The organism is Baaleninema simplex PCC 7105, assembly GCF_000332355.1.
In the GTDB taxonomy this organism is placed as follows: Bacteria; Cyanobacteriota; Cyanobacteriia; order Cyanobacteriales; family Geitlerinemataceae; genus Baaleninema; species Baaleninema simplex.
This window is the reverse complement of record NZ_KB235958.1, coordinates 3,225,195-3,239,172: the sequence shown is the minus strand read 5'-3', so window position 1 is coordinate 3,239,172 and position 13,978 is coordinate 3,225,195. Positions and strand designations below refer to the sequence as shown.

The window sequence follows — 13,978 nt, the reverse complement described above, 5'->3', positions numbered from 1 at the left end:
CTTAGTAAGGGGAGGTGCCGAAGGACGTTCGGCGAGCTCAGTCGAGGCGCGGAGGGGTCGTTCTACGAAATTGAGATGCACCCGAAGAAAATTCTCACTGATTTGCTTTTTTAAACGCTTCAAAAAAACGGCTCGATCGATAGAGTTTATATAGCTAAAAAATCTTTTTTATGATGGCTTTTCGGTAAATATTCGATCGCTCCCTTATCGCGATCGCCCTTCAATTTCGATATTCAAAAAGTCATGAAACGTCGTGTATCGATCGAGCCTTTTTATAAAATCATCTGTCTCTTTTTACTCAGCCTTCTAGTCGGATGTTCTGGGAATCCCACAAAAACTTCAATTTGTCTCGCACAAAATACGACGACAAATCAGGCGATCGCACAAAATAAACAAGTCGTCAAACGATTCAGAATTGGCAGCCACGATCGAAAATGGGGGTATATCGATGACAGTGGAACCATAACAATTCAGCCGCAATTTAAAGAAGCCTATGGATTTTCTGAAGGTCTAGCACTTGCAAAGTCTGAAGAGCTTTGGGGATTTATCGACAAAACAGGAAGTTTTGTAGTTCCACCGCAATTCGATGATGCTCTAGCTTTTTCCGAACAAAGAGCCGCTGTCAAAACTCAGAACCTATGGGGTTTTATCGATTCTACCGGTAAATCGATCGTCGAACCACAGTTTGATGCAGTTCGCTCCTTTTCCGAACAGCGATCCGCCGTTCAAACCAACAATTTATGGGGATTTATCGACTCCACCGGAAAATTTATTGTCGAACCGCAGTTTATTAATGTTTCAGATTTTTCCGAAGAAAGAGCCGCCGTTCAAACCAGCAACTACAAAACGGGTTTTATCGATCGCACTGGAAAATTAGCGATCGAAGCTCAGTATTCTGAAGTTACAAATTTTAAGTTCGGACTCGCCGGAGTCAAACTCAGAAAACCGAGTTTCTGGGGATTGAGAGAAAAAACACCGTTGTGGGGATTTATCGATCGCAACGGTAAGCCAGTTACCTCTTGGAAATTTGAGTTTGTTTCGGAATTTTCCGAATGTCTTGCAGGGGTAAAACGTGGAAAATACGGCTATCTCGATCTCGATGGGAAAATGGCAATTCCTTTCCAATTCGATCTCGTCTATCCTTTCCAAGAAGGGAGAGCTGCGGTGAGATTCGGCAATTTATGGGGCTACATCAACCCCCAAGGAGAATGGATAAAAGAACCCAATTTAATGCAAGCTCGCTCTTTTTCAGAAGGACTCGCCGCCGCACAAATGGGTAAAAAATGGGGCTATCTCAACGATCGCGGCGAAGTGGCGATCGATCCAGAATTCGACCTAGCTTATAGCTTTTATAACGGACTTGCAAAAGTCAAAGTTGGCAAAACATGGAGGTATATCGATCGCACTGGGAGATATATCTGGCCGTGATGTATCCGGGTCTTCTAGATATACGGTGGTTTTCTGTGTCCAGATAACGCGATACTGAGGATTTCAGCGATCGAAGCTCGGCTTTTTTGTAGTATGGACGACGTTTTTCGTCACAAACCCAGAAGACTCGAAGTTGACATCCTTCAGTGGTGCAGAAAACTTTTCGAGATCTGGGATTGACAAATTACATAAAATATGTATTTGAATTCAATCCAGATCCCCGGCATCTTGGAGATGCCGGGGATCTCCGGCAACCATTTACCGATCTGGGATTTTGCGGGCAACCCTTTAATACGGCGATATCTTTTCTAACAAGGGTTTCAGGACTTTTCTGCACCACTAAGGTTGACATCCTCACCGTCCTTCCAGGGCGGTGATTCCCAAACCGTTCGACTTGGCTCGCTTCGACTTGGCTCGCTTCGACTTGGCTCGCTTCGACTTCGCTCAGCGTTGAATCCGAGCGGAGTCGAGGACTCAAACACTGGTTTGCCCCAGTCAGACAAGCCCCTCTATCCCCCCAACCATCCCCCCAACCCCCCTTTCAAAGGGGGGCGAAGGGGGGATGTGGTGAAGACTTCTTGCAACCCAGCTTATCGGAAAGCGAATTCAACCACGTTTTCGCGAACTGTCAAATCGTACTGTCCGAAAAAGTCCTGTCCGAGTAGTCCGATGTCGAGGTCGGGAGGGGCGATCGTCACCGGAACGTTGCGAGAAACAATACCGCCGAGTTCCATCGCGGGGATATATCCCACTTCAGCGGTAACGTTTCGTTGGCTGGCCGTATCGATTTGAATGTTTCCCGCCCTAGCCACTTGTAACTCTCGGGCCATGCTTTGAGTGATGACAGTATTGCTAGCACCCGTATCGAGCAGCATCTCGAACGTTTGGCGACCGTTGAAAGTGACGTTAACGACGGGAATACCGCTCAAGCGTCTGACGATGGGAACTTGGACGACGTTGGCAGCAGTTCGACCCGCCTCCGGACTCGGTGTAGAGGTAGGTTCGGTGGCGGTTGGAGGGGGGTTACTCGGACAGAGATCTCCTAGGTCAATTCGGTTTCCGGCGGGGTCGATGAGGAAACATCCTTCGTATTCTTGAGCGATCGCGTTGTCTCGAGCGCAAGCCAAGCCGAGAGCCGAGAGGAATGCAGCAACAGCAATAGTGCGTTTCATCAAAGATAGTGAGACTTTCTCAACCCAACTGTATCAAATCCGATCGCGCGGCGGCGTTGAGGAAAAGGCGGTCGCATGACAGTTTGCCAACTGTCTACCGCTTGGGGACGACGTTCGTTTTGGCAAACGAGGGCGACAAGGGGTAGACAGCGAGTGTAGCGTCGGCATCGGCGAGGACGGTAAGACAAGTGTGCGAGCCAAAATCGGAGACGACGGACGGTCGATCGTACACTTGTGCCGTAGGCGCAATCACTCGAACCTTCTCCTCGATGCTATGAATTCTACCGATCTGGCTTTTACCTCAGCCGTCGAACTGGCGAAACTCGTGCGACAACGGGTCGTTTCACCCCTAGAACTGACGAAACTGTATCTCGATCGCATCGATCGCGCCAACGGTCGCCTCGGGGCGTTCTTCACTGTCACGAGCGATCGCGCCCTAACCCTGGCGACCGCCCAAACCGAAACCCTAGCCCAGACTGAGGATACCCGTCACTTACCGCCGTTTTTCGGCGTTCCGATTTCTGTCAAAGACCTCACACCCGTCGAAGGCATTCCCTGCACGCGGGGAGCAGCAGTCCTGCGCGATCGCATCCCCAATTCCACCGCCGCCGTAGTCGCGAAACTCGAAGGGGCGGGTTTCAACATCCTCGGGAAAACGGCGACCTCCGAGTTGGGATCGATGCCGTTTACCGAACCGCCCGGATTTCCCCCCGCTCGCAATCCGTGGAACCTCGACTATACCCCAGGTGGCTCGAGTGGCGGTGCGGCGGCGGCCGTAGCAGCGGGGCTGTGTCCGGTCGCCCACGGCTCGGATGGAGGGGGATCGGTGCGCGGACCGGCAGCCTGTTGCGGTCTGGTGGGACTCAAACCGTCGCGGGGTCGCATTTCCCAAGCCCCCGCAGGAGAACATTTGATGGGCATGGCCACGGCCGGACCTCTGACGCGGACTGTCGCCGATGCTGCGGCAATGTTGGACGTGATGTCGGGCTACGTGACGGGCGATCCCTACTGGCTACCGCAACCCAAAACATCGTTTTTAGAAGCGATGCAGCAATCACCACCGCCGTTGCGAGCGGCCGTGGCGACAGAAATTCCCGGTTGGGCGATCGAGCGACAGTGCCGACAGGCAGTCGAGGAGACGGCGACGCAGTTAGAAGCCTCGGGACATCGCGTCGAACTCGCCTGTCCCGATTTTCGTCCCTTGGTCGAACCGTTTCGACAACTCTTCGCGGCGGGGGTTGCCTCGACGGGGATGCCGCCAGAAGTATTGAGTCCGGTGAACCGCTGGCTGATCTCGCAAGTGGGTACGGTGGTGGACGTTTTGCAAGCTCAAGCGAAGTTACAGATGTTAGCCCGCTCGATCGTCGCCTTTTTCGAGGAGTTCGATCTCTTAATCTTGCCGACGTACCTGCACCCGACCGTGCGTGTGGGAGAATGGGCGCAGTTGCCTCCAGAAGACGTTCTCGACGCGGTGACGAACTGGATTTTACCCTGTCCGCCGTTTAACGCGTCCGGCCAGCCTTCGATCGCCGTTCCCTCGGGCTTCGACGATCGCGGGTTGCCCTTGAGCGTGCAGGTGGTGGGCAAACCGGGCGCTGAAGCGACCTTGTTACAGGTGGCGGCGCAACTCGAACGTTCTCAGCAATGGTGTCAGTTTCGCCCCCCTCAGACGGTACTCTAGGAGCAAAACTACTGTATCGTTCGAGTGTAAGAGCCGATGAACGCGAAGAAAATTGGATTTTGGACGGTCGTAATTCTTATCGTTCTCTTTATTGTCGATGGCGATCGCTGGACGTTTTTACCGCAATCGATGCGAGATGCCAGTTATCAAAGTCGAACGTTTTTAGTGGGATTGTGGCCGGACTGGTTAAAGCCCAAAGACCGCGACCAGCAGCGGCAAGAACAAATCGAACAGCTAGAACGCTAAAGAGCGTTCGATCGCACTTTTTCTGATTCTGACATTACCCATGAATCGTTTTTCTTTTCTTATCGCCGTTTTCGTCACGGCTATCTGGGCGATCGCGATCGCCGGACTCGCCATCGGGAACGCTACTCCGGTTTCCCTGCAATTTTTGGCGTGGCAATCTATCGAGATTCCCCTGGGAACCCTATTAGCCTTCGCCGGAGCTGGGGGACTCGTCAGTGGGGCGATCGCGATCGCGGCCGCCTCAAAGTGAGTAGACGCGGCCGTCGAAGAAAATACGAGTGATGCCTTTGGCTTGCAAGTGCGAGCTGACTTTTTGCAGCATCCGACTGTCGGGGACTTTCATCACCCGCTGGCTTCGGTTGGCAAACCGACGTGCGACGCGATGGTTGTCGAATACGGGCAAGGTTTTCGCCGAGACTTCCTCAGCGGGAACCGGCCCGAGATCGTCGAACTCTTTGAGCGGCCGCGCGATCAGTTCCGAAGCGCGATCGACAACGAGATAGCAAGTTTTCGGTAGCGTCGCCTCCGCTAGAGGAGATACGCTCAGCAGAGGAGTCGTCCCTCGCAGTTTGGGTTTTTCTGGCGCTGGGGACGGCGTTACCGGTGGCGGTACGTCCTCGGGAGGTTCGCGACGCCGTATCGGGGTTTCAACGTCGCGACTGTCCTCACTCGCATCGATAACGCGTTTGCGCCGCCGTCGGCGCGGCTTGACATCGACTTCGAGACTGAGCTGTTCGCCGTCCTCAGCCGGTGCGTCGTCGAGTTGGGGTTGTTGTCGTGGAGACGACGGCTTGCTCGATCGCGATCGCGAGGCTCGTTTTTGTTGGATGAGCCGATCGTACTCCTCAGCAGAGAAGCTGCTTTTGAGCAGGCGAGAAATCGTCGAGTTGCTGACGCTGTAGCGTTTAGCTAGCGTCGAAGTCGTTTCGCCCGGATTTCGGTACTGCTCGAGGATTTCCGTTTTGTCGGCATCAGATAGTTTTTTGGCACTCATTCCGTCGTGATTGGATTAAAAGACTGAGGATGGCTGGGCGGAAAAAACGAGGGGTTTAAGAGGAAGATCCCCGGCGGCGACGGCTACCTCGCGAGATCGATCGCGTCGATACGTCGTATTCGAGCAAAGCTCCGATCGCAAAGAAAACCCCGGTAAAGATAAAGAACACTTCGAGCAAGTCACCGCTTTCGTAGTTGGGAATATTTTTATCGGCGTACTTAAACCACATATCGGCGATATATAGCGAAAACGCCGCTGCCGCGATCATGCGCCAGGATTGGGAAAACCGCCCGCCCCAGAAAGCTAACAGTAACACAGCTGCGATAATGAGCAGCAAAACGTCTAGAACTACGTACAGCAGGTTGAGAGGCGGTCCGAGGGGGTCGAGTTGTTTTTCAAGACCGATGACCCATTCCGGCGCCGGACGAGCGGGTTCGATGGCGACGACGGCTTCTTCAACGGAGGGGGTACTCGCGAGGAAGTCGAACGGATAGGAGACCCAAGCGGCGAACGCGATACCCGCCACAGCAATGGCAAGCGTCACGCCCCATTGCCATAATTCCAGGTTTAACCGGCGCGATCGCACCGCGAGGATCATCCCCACCGTCAAACACACGTAGCTGATCACGTAAAACAGATCGCCGGGGGACACCGCCGGACTCAGTTCCCAGTACAATTCCCACCAACTGAAGAAGAGGTTGCCCACAAAGTAGGACAACAACCCCAATCCCATCCCCAACCAGACGTTGCGACCGCTGACGATTTGGTTGCTGAAGCTGTTCCGCAAACAGAGGATTCCAGCAAACAGAAAGGCGGCTTGTTCTAACAACAACGTGCCGATTCCGTACCAAAACGGGCGGCCTTCACCAGGAAGCGTGACGCTGAACAGTAAGAAGAACAGCAGCGACCCCACCCCCCAAGTGACGGCAGCGGACACGAGAACGGGTGTAGACAACAACGACTTCATGCCGCCTGCTTTTTCAGCTTTTTCGGAAGTAGTACTCATAAGAACGTTTCGTGGCTAACAACCAATATTCAAAAGCGGGCTGAACCCACCCGAGATCGGGTCTCAGTCGGGTTGGCGATCGAGACCGCACGCCCCCTTTTCCTTTCAATTTTCACATTCCCCGGCATGACAGAGCCCCGCGTCAAAAAATCTTCAAGCAGTCGCCCACAGCTTGCCGAGGGGCGATTGGTTCATCCAATTGATAAATTGTTCCCGTTCGGTTTCGGGTAAGTCTTGTAACGCATCGATCGCCCGCTCGACAAAGGTAGGATTGCCGAAATACTCTTTCCCAAGACGGTGCAGTTCTTGCAGGAGCGTATTGAGGTGGTGTTCCTGCCAGGGCGGTACTTGAGTGCTTTCGAGGGGATCGCGTTCGAGTAAGTTGCCGATTTCGTCGGCAGAGGTTGCTTTGGGAAAGTTCCACTGTTGGAACACCTTGGCAATCTCTTTTTCAAAAGCACTGGCTTGTCGGTTGCCCAACAAGTCTTCAATATCGAAGTAGACGGCTTGTAACAATAGCAGCGCAGCCTGCGTGAACGACGGTGCCGCCGCCACGCCACTTCCCGAACCCTCCTCGCTGAGCTGTTCGATACGAACTTTTCCCCAAACGCTATATCGATCGGGTTCTTCAAGCAGGACACAGGCTTTACCTCGATTGTCCGTTAAATCTCGCCAAAACGTTCTCGCTTCTTCGGCTTGTTGGGCGTTAAACACGCTAATTAAGCGGAAAGTCTGTCCTTGATACTTCAGGACAGGAACTTGCTGACCCGTTTTGGGGTGTTGTACCCCGGTAATTTCAACATCCTGCCTTTTCAGAATAAACATGACACTGCCAATTGACTCCGATCGGGGGCCGATGGGTGGTGCGGTGTACGACAGGTAGGGCGCTCTCACACCCGTCTCGACGGGGCGTGGTTCTCGCTTCCGTGAGGACCGGGATTTACCGTTACCCAGACGCGGCCGCTCCCCAAGAAAGCTTCTACGGTGCGTCCCACCGCAGTTGAGGTTCGGTTCCGAGAATTGCTTCCCAGGGATACCCTTATTCGGTGTCTGGTGTTATCCGAAGTTTGGCAATCGCAAGACGGGAAACCCATGTTTTTAGATTCTACCGAAAATCCGCTCGTAAGAGGAGATGGAGAGATGGGGAGATCTGAATATGGCGACGGTTTTCACCCAACTGGGTCGATTCTTGGGAAAATTTTGTCGAGGGTCGAAGGTCGAGGGTGGGGTCGAGGAACTGGATACGCCTCGCGAGCGTGAAGACTGTTGGCAAGGGTGTCTGGAGGCTTGGCGGCGGGCGGAAAAGGGTCGGCGAGAAAGGGGAAACGGTAAATTTCTGGATCTTCTGAATATACAGTGGTTTTCTGTATTTAGATAACGTGATACTGAGAGTTTCAGCGCTCGAAGTCAATTTTTGGGTCTCCTAAGCGACGCTTCGATCGCCAATCCAGAAGATCCCAATTTCTCCAAGTTTACATATCCTAAGACGGACGGCGGGAACGATCGAGTTGTGCCGTGGCGTAAATTTTCTGGCTGTATTCGATAAGGCGATCTTTGGCGACGGCGTAGGCGGGAGCTTCTTGGGGAATCATCCGTAGATATTGATTGGCCAAGGTGTACGCTCCTCGCCGGGCTACGCCATCGGCTTGGACGAGAAGGGCTTCGGCTTGTTGGTTGCGCGACTCGACGTAAAGGGGGATTTTTGCTTGAGCTTCTCGATAGGCAGAGGTTTCGACGGGAATCTGTCGCAGGTACGCTAAGGCTCCGGCAAAATCGCCCCCGTAAGCGAGGTATTTGGCGCGATACAGCCAATATTCGGATTGTACGTTCCATTGGTGGCGATATTTGATCGCTTTGAGTTCGGCTTTTTCGCGAAGTGAAGTCCCTTTGGGTATTTGTTCGAGAAACGCGATCGCTGCGGCGAAGTCTCGTTGCTGCGCGCGATCGAAGGCTGCTTGTAACGATCGCTGCGCTCGTCGCTCGATGTTGGCTCGCGTGCGTTCGGCAAGGTTCTGTTGCCAGGGTTTGTCGTCCCCCACGGCGGCGATCGCTCGAGCGGGGAGGGGTTTGGGACGCGCCAGTTTTGCTTCGACGTCGGCTTTTACGCGATCGGCCAGGGCTGTAAAATCCCGTTTCCACAGCTTCGCTTCTGCGGCTACCACGTCTTCCCAAATTTCGGGTTCGGAGGCGATCGGACGCAACATATCTGAGGAAACTGTCTTCTCTGAGGAGATCTTTGCCTCGAGTGCGTCTTCGGGTTCGGCCTCGAACAACACCTCAGCGTAGTAATGACTGGCGACGAGTGCTGTGGCAATTCCGGCACTGGTTCCCATTAAATAAAACCAGGGTTGAGGCGATCGCGGGTTTTGCGACGGACGCGGACGGGGTGGGGCGGAACGAGACTTACGGCGAACCATGGCGCAGACGGGGGGGGGTTGACAATCGATCGAGATTGGTTTCTCTGTACGGTCGCGATCGCTCTCGTCCGGATGGTTTGAGGCGAAAATGCAGGCAAACCCCCCATCGACTAAAACAACCTAAAGATTTGTAAGGGTTGCCGAGGTTGCTCTAGAACCGTTTGTTAAAATGCTCGCGATAGCAACATTTTCTAACCGGTAAATATGACTTCGGCTACTGCCTTACCGAACGCGCCCGATATCACCCCCGAGGACTACCTCGTCCTCGGTTTGGCGGTCTGCTTCGTGCGCGAAGACGACGAAATTCTTCCCGTGCAAGTTGTCGAACCCATTCCTTCTTCTGCTCTCGAAGCACTTTTAAAAGGAATTCCCACGTCTTATAAACTCGCTTACGCCACCACCGTCGGAGAACTCCTCGACGGAACGACGTTGAAAATTCCTCAAACTTTTCCGCCAGATTGTCAGCTCGGTGAAAATATCGTCGAACGCCTCGTGGCTGCCGTTCGGACGTATAAAAAGCGTCCTGAAGCTCGACAACATATTGAGGTAGGAACGACGTTCGATGGATTCGCTCACAATTTAGAACGCAAGCGATTGTTGAATATCGAACGAGTTGTTTCGACGGAAGATAACGTCAAACAACATCGCTACACTCACGAAGTTTTATAGGATTTTTGTTAATTTTTTGATCGAGTTGTAGAAACTTATAAAACTTTTGTGTAGGGGCGATCGCCCCTTTTTGAAACCTGTTGAGAAGTGGAGTTTCTCGAGAGTTTAAGCTCGATAAATCGACGATCGATTTAATCGAATAAAAACGAACTCCACTGCGGAACGATGTCTTCAGAACCGTACCAGCGACCGGGCGATCGTGGAGAATGCCACACGTCTTCGAGGGTGAGATTTTCCGCCCCCGCTAAATGGGCGGCCGCGATCGGTGTAATGCCGTCGCCCCAAGTGTTGGCTTCGCCGCAGGTGAGTTTGTAGCTGTTGTACGCCAACCACTGACCCCCACCGAGGCGGCGGCGTCCGAAAACGGATTTTCCAGCGACGCAGAGATATCGCACGTCGGGATAGAACGCACCGGGATAGTTTTCGTTGACGAAATCGAGGTTGCGCCGCGTCCAGTATTCTTGGCTGGTGTGGGGGGTTCCGAGACAGACGAGCGATCGCACGCGCGATCGGGCGTTCCACAATCCCGGTGTATTTTCGGTCACGTCGCCGTGAATGCAGTAGGGTTTCTCGCCGAGATAAATGCGTCCGATCCATCCGCCAGCGGAATGCCCCACTAAATCGACCTCGCTGGCCGAGTGAGTCTCGATCGCCTGACAGACAGCGCGATCGATTTCCCGTAAAATCGGAACGATCGACCGTCCGCCCAATGTCGGAATCCAACTCGATTTCCGTAGTGGAACCACGGTGGTTGGAATCCCCAAGCCTCGAAGCTGTTCGGCTAAAGGGTGGTAATCGTCGGCACTGGCAAAATAGCCCGGAAGAATGACAGTCGGTCGTGGCATAATCGGTTCAGTCTATTCGGTCGCGTGTTTTGAAGCTTAACGCTCGTGCGGTAGCGATCGCTCGAAGTCCGCTCGATTCTCTGATAACTCAAACAGAGTACCTGGTGTTATGACTCAAATCTCCCCTCCTGCTGACAATTCTTTCGGCTTCGTTCCCGATGAGGCGATCGTGGACACGCGAATGCCCGTCGATGATTTTGCCTCGGCCAAGCAGAAGCGACTGTTAACGGATTCTCTCTACACCTCTCTGCGGGGTCAGCCGTTTCTCGTCGAAGCCAACGTCGGCATTCTGCACACCCAAGGGCAACCTCTCGTCGTCCCCGATTTGATTCTCAGCCTCGATGTCAATACGAGTTGGTGGCAACAGCGACATTCTCCTTATTTTATCTGGCAGTTCGGGAAATCGCCGGATTTGGTTCTCGAAATCGTCTCCGATCGCTACGGCGACGAACTCGGTAGTAAACTCGCCACGTACGAGCGGCTGCGGGTGAGTTATTACGTGGTGTTCGATCCCGACAAACTGATCGGTGAGGCGACGTTAACGGTCTACGAACTGCGTGGAAAATGCTATTTTGAAATCGCAAAAATCGATCGAGATGGCAAGTCGATTTGGCTCGAGCAAGTCGGATTGGGATTGCTACTGTGGCAGGGAGATTTTGAGGAAAAAGAAAATCTTTGGTTGCGCTGGTGCGATCGAGAAAGTCACGTTTTACCGACAGGATTCGAGTTAGCACAGCAGGAATTTCTCGAACGCGAGGAACAGGAAAAACGTGCCGAGCGTGCTGAATCGCAGTTAGGTCAGGCCAACCAACGCACGGAGCGATCGAAAAAATGGGCGAATCGCCTCGCCGAACAGTTGCGATCGCTCGGTGTCGATCCCGATACGATTTAATTTGTTGGACATGAACGTGGTAGGATTAGGAATTCGTGGCAGTCTCGCTCGCAGGAAACTTCGTCATAAATTTCTTTTTTTGGTGAAGTCCTCTCGTTCGATAAAAAATAATAGATTGAAATAAATGACGCAATACTGACTATTGACATCCTCTCCCAGCAACCCTATCGAGTATGCAGGGAGATTCCCTGGTTCACACCAAGGATTTCCTGCTTCTCAACCTCTTGACTAGACTTGAACTCAGATAACTTCAAGTCCCCGCCAGAACGATTCCACAGGCTTTTTGTTTTACGTCCACTTGGTGCCCCCAAGCCGGACGGATCTGATTTTTGGTTTTGGGCTTTATGCTCTATACAGGAGGACACGGGTGGCGAACCGAGTTCGCCACCGTGAGATGTCCGTGTTGCCAGTGTCTTAACCGTTACTTCTGGGCTGCCTACTGGATGAGCTATCCGTATGTTTTCAGCGTGTTACCACCTTATCAATTATATTTGATGGCTCGTTTCGGCGCTATCCCCTTCTCTCGCTATCGCATTGTTCAGGGGACGCACCTCAACTCACCGCCGCTTCACCACCCCCTAACCGCTTCGCGGTATAGGCGGAGTACTGCGACGGATCTTGATAGGTCGTGCGATCGCTAGAATAATGAAATCATTCTATAGCAACCCTAAATCAGTTGTGTCACAAAATTGAGCCAAAAAGGGAATCGGGAGCGGGGAACGGGGAATGGGGAACGGGGAATAAGATTTTCTGTTCCCTGTTGGGTCTCCTGAGATTACGGTGTAATTTGTTATGAATAATACGAAATCGAACCGGGGCGCATCCCCCCTTAGCCCCCCAACGCAGCGGGGGGTTGGGGGGATGGTTTTGACCGAGTATAAAATCCGCTTATAACCTCAAACTCCGAAGACCTTCCCTATTCCCTATTCCCTAAATGCTAACCAGTTTACAAAATCCGACTATCAAACAAATCCGAAAACTCAAGTCGGCCAAAGCCCGCAAACAACAAGAACGATTTCTCCTCGAAGGAACGCACCTCGTTCGAGAAGCGTGCTATCACCACTATCCTCTCGACATCGTGTGTTACACCGAATCCTGGCACGACAGTCACCCCGAGTTGATGCGAGAACTGCCCCATCGAGGAAACCGCCTCGAACTCGTCAGCGACGACGTTCTCAAATCCATTGCAACCACCGTCCATCCCGACGGCGTGGTCGCCACAGCACCGCGTCTAGCCAATTCCACCCCCTCCCTACCGATTTCGGGTATCGGATTGGTCATCGATCGCCTGCAAGATCCTGGAAATCTAGGAACCCTCGTCCGCACCGCCGTTGCCGCCGATATCGAAGGCGTGTGGTTGAGCGAAGATAGTGTCGATGTCGATAATCCGAAAGTGCTTCGGGCTTCTGCCGGAACGTGGTTTCAACTGCCGATCGCCATCTCGCCAGATTTACCCGAACTCGTCCGTCAAAGCCGACAAGCGGGCGTCCAAATTATCGCCACCTGTAGCGATGCGGGCGAAACTTACTGGGACATCGATTTCCAACGTCCGTCACTCCTGTTGTTGGGGAACGAAGGGGCGGGGTTATCTCCCGAACTGTTAGAGTTAGCCGACGTACAAGTCCGAATTCCCCTGGCCAACCAAGTCGAATCGCTCAACGTGGCGATCGCTACAGCGTTGTTTGTCTTTGAAGCGCAACGTCAACGCCAGTGAACAAAATTAGCGACGCATTCAACCACATAGGAACAGGTGGGGGTCAAGGAGCGGCGGTTTCTATGTTATGATGCTACGCATCTTGAGCGGTACGGTAAAGGGCGGAACTGAGAGCTCCGAACACCCCGAAGACACGACCTCTCAAGTGATGGAGAAGCACTCTGTAAATCCTAGAGAGTCGCTTCATATAGGTCGGACTCCGGGTCAAAGTTTCACTCAAAGCCCCATAGCGGAAACGACTTGGGGGTGTCTCTGGGTAAAAGTTCCCAGAACGGGCGCGAGAATACCGCCTGTCGGGAGGGATAAATCCTTCTAATTAGGGCTTGCTGAAAAGAAGTGAAAAGCTTACGACGTAAGGCTTAGAGGAGTCTTGACGTGGCTTCGAGAACCCGAAAAAGAGGTAAAATTGGAAATTCCCGTGCATCCGGCAAGAAAAAATGTATCGAAAATCACAAAATCCTGACACGCCCGAAGAAGCCTTTGAACTTCCTTTTGAAGGCAAGTTGTGTGAAGAAAATCGTTGGGTAATTTTGGCGAACCTCATTCCCTGGGCAGAATTTGAGGAAGAATATGCCCAGAATTTTTCTGAGGAAATGGGAGCGCCAGCGAAACCGTTTCGGATGGCACTGGGAGCCTTAATTATTAAAGAAAAATTGGGGATAAGCGACCGAGAAACTGTCGAACAAATTAAAGAAAACCCTTACCTACAGTATTTTATCGGGGAAAAGAGTTATCGAAACGAAGCGCCTTTCGATCCTTCAATGATGGTTCATTTTCGGCAAAGGATTGGTCGCTCTCTACTTCAAAAAATAAATCGAAGAATTGTCCGACAAGCTCGAGGATTTCAACGGGAGGAATCTAGCACAAAAAAGTCAGAAGGAGTCGAAAGAAGAAAAGAAAATAGAGGGAAACTC

Annotated in this window: 15 protein-coding genes; 8 read left to right on the top strand and 7 right to left on the bottom strand. The window is 52.5% G+C overall.

Going from position 1 to position 13,978, the window contains the following annotated elements:
• Positions 1-243: 243 nt before the first annotated feature.
• Positions 244-1,428 (top strand): WG repeat-containing protein, encoded by a 1,185-nt coding sequence (locus GEI7105_RS30955; RefSeq protein ID WP_017661547.1) that lies wholly within the window; start codon positions 244-246, stop codon positions 1,426-1,428.
• A 590-nt stretch (positions 1,429-2,018) separates the two neighbouring features.
• Here the strand turns inward: GEI7105_RS30955 and GEI7105_RS0116545 are convergent.
• Together GEI7105_RS0116545 and GEI7105_RS38580 are read right to left on the bottom strand one after the other, a co-directional pair.
• Positions 2,019-2,600, bottom strand: a complete 582-nt coding sequence (locus GEI7105_RS0116545) for a retropepsin-like aspartic protease family protein (RefSeq protein ID WP_017661546.1) — start codon at positions 2,598-2,600, stop codon at positions 2,019-2,021.
• 94 nt (positions 2,601-2,694) lie between these two features.
• Positions 2,695-2,853 carry a hypothetical protein gene (locus GEI7105_RS38580; protein ID WP_017661545.1) on the bottom strand — a complete coding sequence of 53 codons (159 nt, stop codon included), beginning with the start codon at positions 2,851-2,853 and terminating at the stop codon, positions 2,695-2,697.
• Between the two features lie 21 nt (positions 2,854-2,874).
• Here GEI7105_RS38580 and GEI7105_RS0116535 point away from each other — a divergent pair, with 21 nt between their 5' ends.
• The 3 genes from GEI7105_RS0116535 to GEI7105_RS0116525 are packed head-to-tail and all read left to right on the top strand — an operon-like array spanning position 2,875 to position 4,777.
• Positions 2,875-4,281, top strand: a complete 1,407-nt coding sequence (locus tag GEI7105_RS0116535) for an amidase (protein ID WP_017661544.1) — start codon at positions 2,875-2,877, stop codon at positions 4,279-4,281.
• A 36-nt stretch (positions 4,282-4,317) separates the two neighbouring features.
• Entirely contained in the window at positions 4,318-4,527 is a 210-nt protein-coding gene (locus tag GEI7105_RS0116530) for a hypothetical protein (protein ID WP_017661543.1), read from the top strand.
• A 40-nt stretch (positions 4,528-4,567) separates the two neighbouring features.
• Positions 4,568-4,777, top strand: coding sequence for a lipopolysaccharide assembly protein LapA domain-containing protein (locus GEI7105_RS0116525; RefSeq protein WP_017661542.1), 210 nt, complete (start codon positions 4,568-4,570; stop codon positions 4,775-4,777).
• Here GEI7105_RS0116525 and GEI7105_RS0116520 read toward each other — a convergent pair.
• The 4 genes from GEI7105_RS0116520 to GEI7105_RS0116500 all read right to left on the bottom strand — a co-directional run bounded on the left by GEI7105_RS0116520 (position 4,769) and on the right by GEI7105_RS0116500 (position 8,944).
• Positions 4,769-5,521 carry a helix-turn-helix domain-containing protein gene (locus GEI7105_RS0116520; protein ID WP_017661541.1) on the bottom strand — a complete coding sequence of 251 codons (753 nt, stop codon included), beginning with the start codon at positions 5,519-5,521 and terminating at the stop codon, positions 4,769-4,771. The genes GEI7105_RS0116525 and GEI7105_RS0116520 overlap by 9 nt on opposite strands.
• Before the next feature lie 55 nt (positions 5,522-5,576).
• Positions 5,577-6,527: a hypothetical protein gene (locus tag GEI7105_RS0116515; RefSeq protein ID WP_017661540.1), complete on the bottom strand. Its 951-nt coding sequence runs from the start codon at positions 6,525-6,527 to the stop codon at positions 5,577-5,579.
• 153 nt (positions 6,528-6,680) lie between these two features.
• Positions 6,681-7,352, bottom strand: coding sequence for an Npun_F0813 family protein (locus GEI7105_RS0116510; protein WP_017661539.1), 672 nt, complete (start codon positions 7,350-7,352; stop codon positions 6,681-6,683).
• A gap of 656 nt (positions 7,353-8,008) precedes the next feature.
• The gene (locus GEI7105_RS0116500) at positions 8,009-8,944 is read right to left on the bottom strand and encodes a hypothetical protein (protein ID WP_144053841.1); all 936 of its coding nucleotides are present in this window, start codon (positions 8,942-8,944) and stop codon (positions 8,009-8,011) included.
• 204 nt (positions 8,945-9,148) lie between these two features.
• On the opposite strand from GEI7105_RS0116500, the gene GEI7105_RS0116490 reads away from it, so the two are divergent.
• Complete coding sequence (locus tag GEI7105_RS0116490) at positions 9,149-9,613, top strand: hypothetical protein (RefSeq protein ID WP_017661535.1); 465 nt, start codon at positions 9,149-9,151, stop codon at positions 9,611-9,613.
• Between the two features lie 131 nt (positions 9,614-9,744).
• Here the strand turns inward: GEI7105_RS0116490 and GEI7105_RS0116485 are convergent, their stop codons facing one another.
• Positions 9,745-10,458 (bottom strand): esterase/lipase family protein, encoded by a 714-nt coding sequence (locus tag GEI7105_RS0116485; protein ID WP_017661534.1) that lies wholly within the window; start codon positions 10,456-10,458, stop codon positions 9,745-9,747.
• Between the two features lie 109 nt (positions 10,459-10,567).
• Here GEI7105_RS0116485 and GEI7105_RS0116480 point away from each other — a divergent pair, with 109 nt between their 5' ends.
• The 3 genes from GEI7105_RS0116480 to GEI7105_RS30950 form a co-directional block, all read left to right on the top strand.
• Complete coding sequence (locus GEI7105_RS0116480) at positions 10,568-11,350, top strand: Uma2 family endonuclease (protein WP_017661533.1); 783 nt, start codon at positions 10,568-10,570, stop codon at positions 11,348-11,350.
• Positions 11,351-12,284: 934 nt separating this feature from the next.
• On the top strand, positions 12,285-13,064 hold the full coding sequence (locus GEI7105_RS0116475) for a TrmH family RNA methyltransferase (RefSeq protein ID WP_017661532.1): 780 nt from the start codon (positions 12,285-12,287) through the stop codon (positions 13,062-13,064).
• A gap of 437 nt (positions 13,065-13,501) precedes the next feature.
• Positions 13,502-13,978 (top strand): transposase (locus GEI7105_RS30950; protein ID WP_017661531.1); only part of this gene is annotated, 477 nt, incomplete at its 3' end.

What these genes read in the sequence shown, in the direction of transcription:
- GEI7105_RS0116545 (WP_017661546.1), bottom strand. Translation starts at nt 2,600, where the DNA reads ATGAAACGCACTATTGCTGTTGCTGCATTCCTCTCGGCTCTCGGCTTG.
- GEI7105_RS0116485 (WP_017661534.1), bottom strand. Translation starts at nt 10,458, where the DNA reads ATGCCACGACCGACTGTCATTCTTCCGGGCTATTTTGCCAGTGCCGAC.
- GEI7105_RS0116515 (WP_017661540.1), bottom strand. Translation starts at nt 6,527, where the DNA reads ATGAGTACTACTTCCGAAAAAGCTGAAAAAGCAGGCGGCATGAAGTCG.
- GEI7105_RS0116500 (WP_144053841.1), bottom strand. Translation starts at nt 8,944, where the DNA reads ATGGTTCGCCGTAAGTCTCGTTCCGCCCCACCCCGTCCGCGTCCGTCG.
- GEI7105_RS0116520 (WP_017661541.1), bottom strand. Translation starts at nt 5,521, where the DNA reads ATGAGTGCCAAAAAACTATCTGATGCCGACAAAACGGAAATCCTCGAG.
- GEI7105_RS30955 (WP_017661547.1), top strand. Translation starts at nt 244, where the DNA reads ATGAAACGTCGTGTATCGATCGAGCCTTTTTATAAAATCATCTGTCTC.
- GEI7105_RS0116510 (WP_017661539.1), bottom strand. Translation starts at nt 7,352, where the DNA reads ATGTTTATTCTGAAAAGGCAGGATGTTGAAATTACCGGGGTACAACAC.
- GEI7105_RS0116480 (WP_017661533.1), top strand. Translation starts at nt 10,568, where the DNA reads ATGACTCAAATCTCCCCTCCTGCTGACAATTCTTTCGGCTTCGTTCCC.
- GEI7105_RS0116525 (WP_017661542.1), top strand. Translation starts at nt 4,568, where the DNA reads ATGAATCGTTTTTCTTTTCTTATCGCCGTTTTCGTCACGGCTATCTGG.
- GEI7105_RS0116475 (WP_017661532.1), top strand. Translation starts at nt 12,285, where the DNA reads ATGCTAACCAGTTTACAAAATCCGACTATCAAACAAATCCGAAAACTC.
- GEI7105_RS0116490 (WP_017661535.1), top strand. Translation starts at nt 9,149, where the DNA reads ATGACTTCGGCTACTGCCTTACCGAACGCGCCCGATATCACCCCCGAG.
- GEI7105_RS0116530 (WP_017661543.1), top strand. Translation starts at nt 4,318, where the DNA reads ATGAACGCGAAGAAAATTGGATTTTGGACGGTCGTAATTCTTATCGTT.
- GEI7105_RS0116535 (WP_017661544.1), top strand. Translation starts at nt 2,875, where the DNA reads ATGAATTCTACCGATCTGGCTTTTACCTCAGCCGTCGAACTGGCGAAA.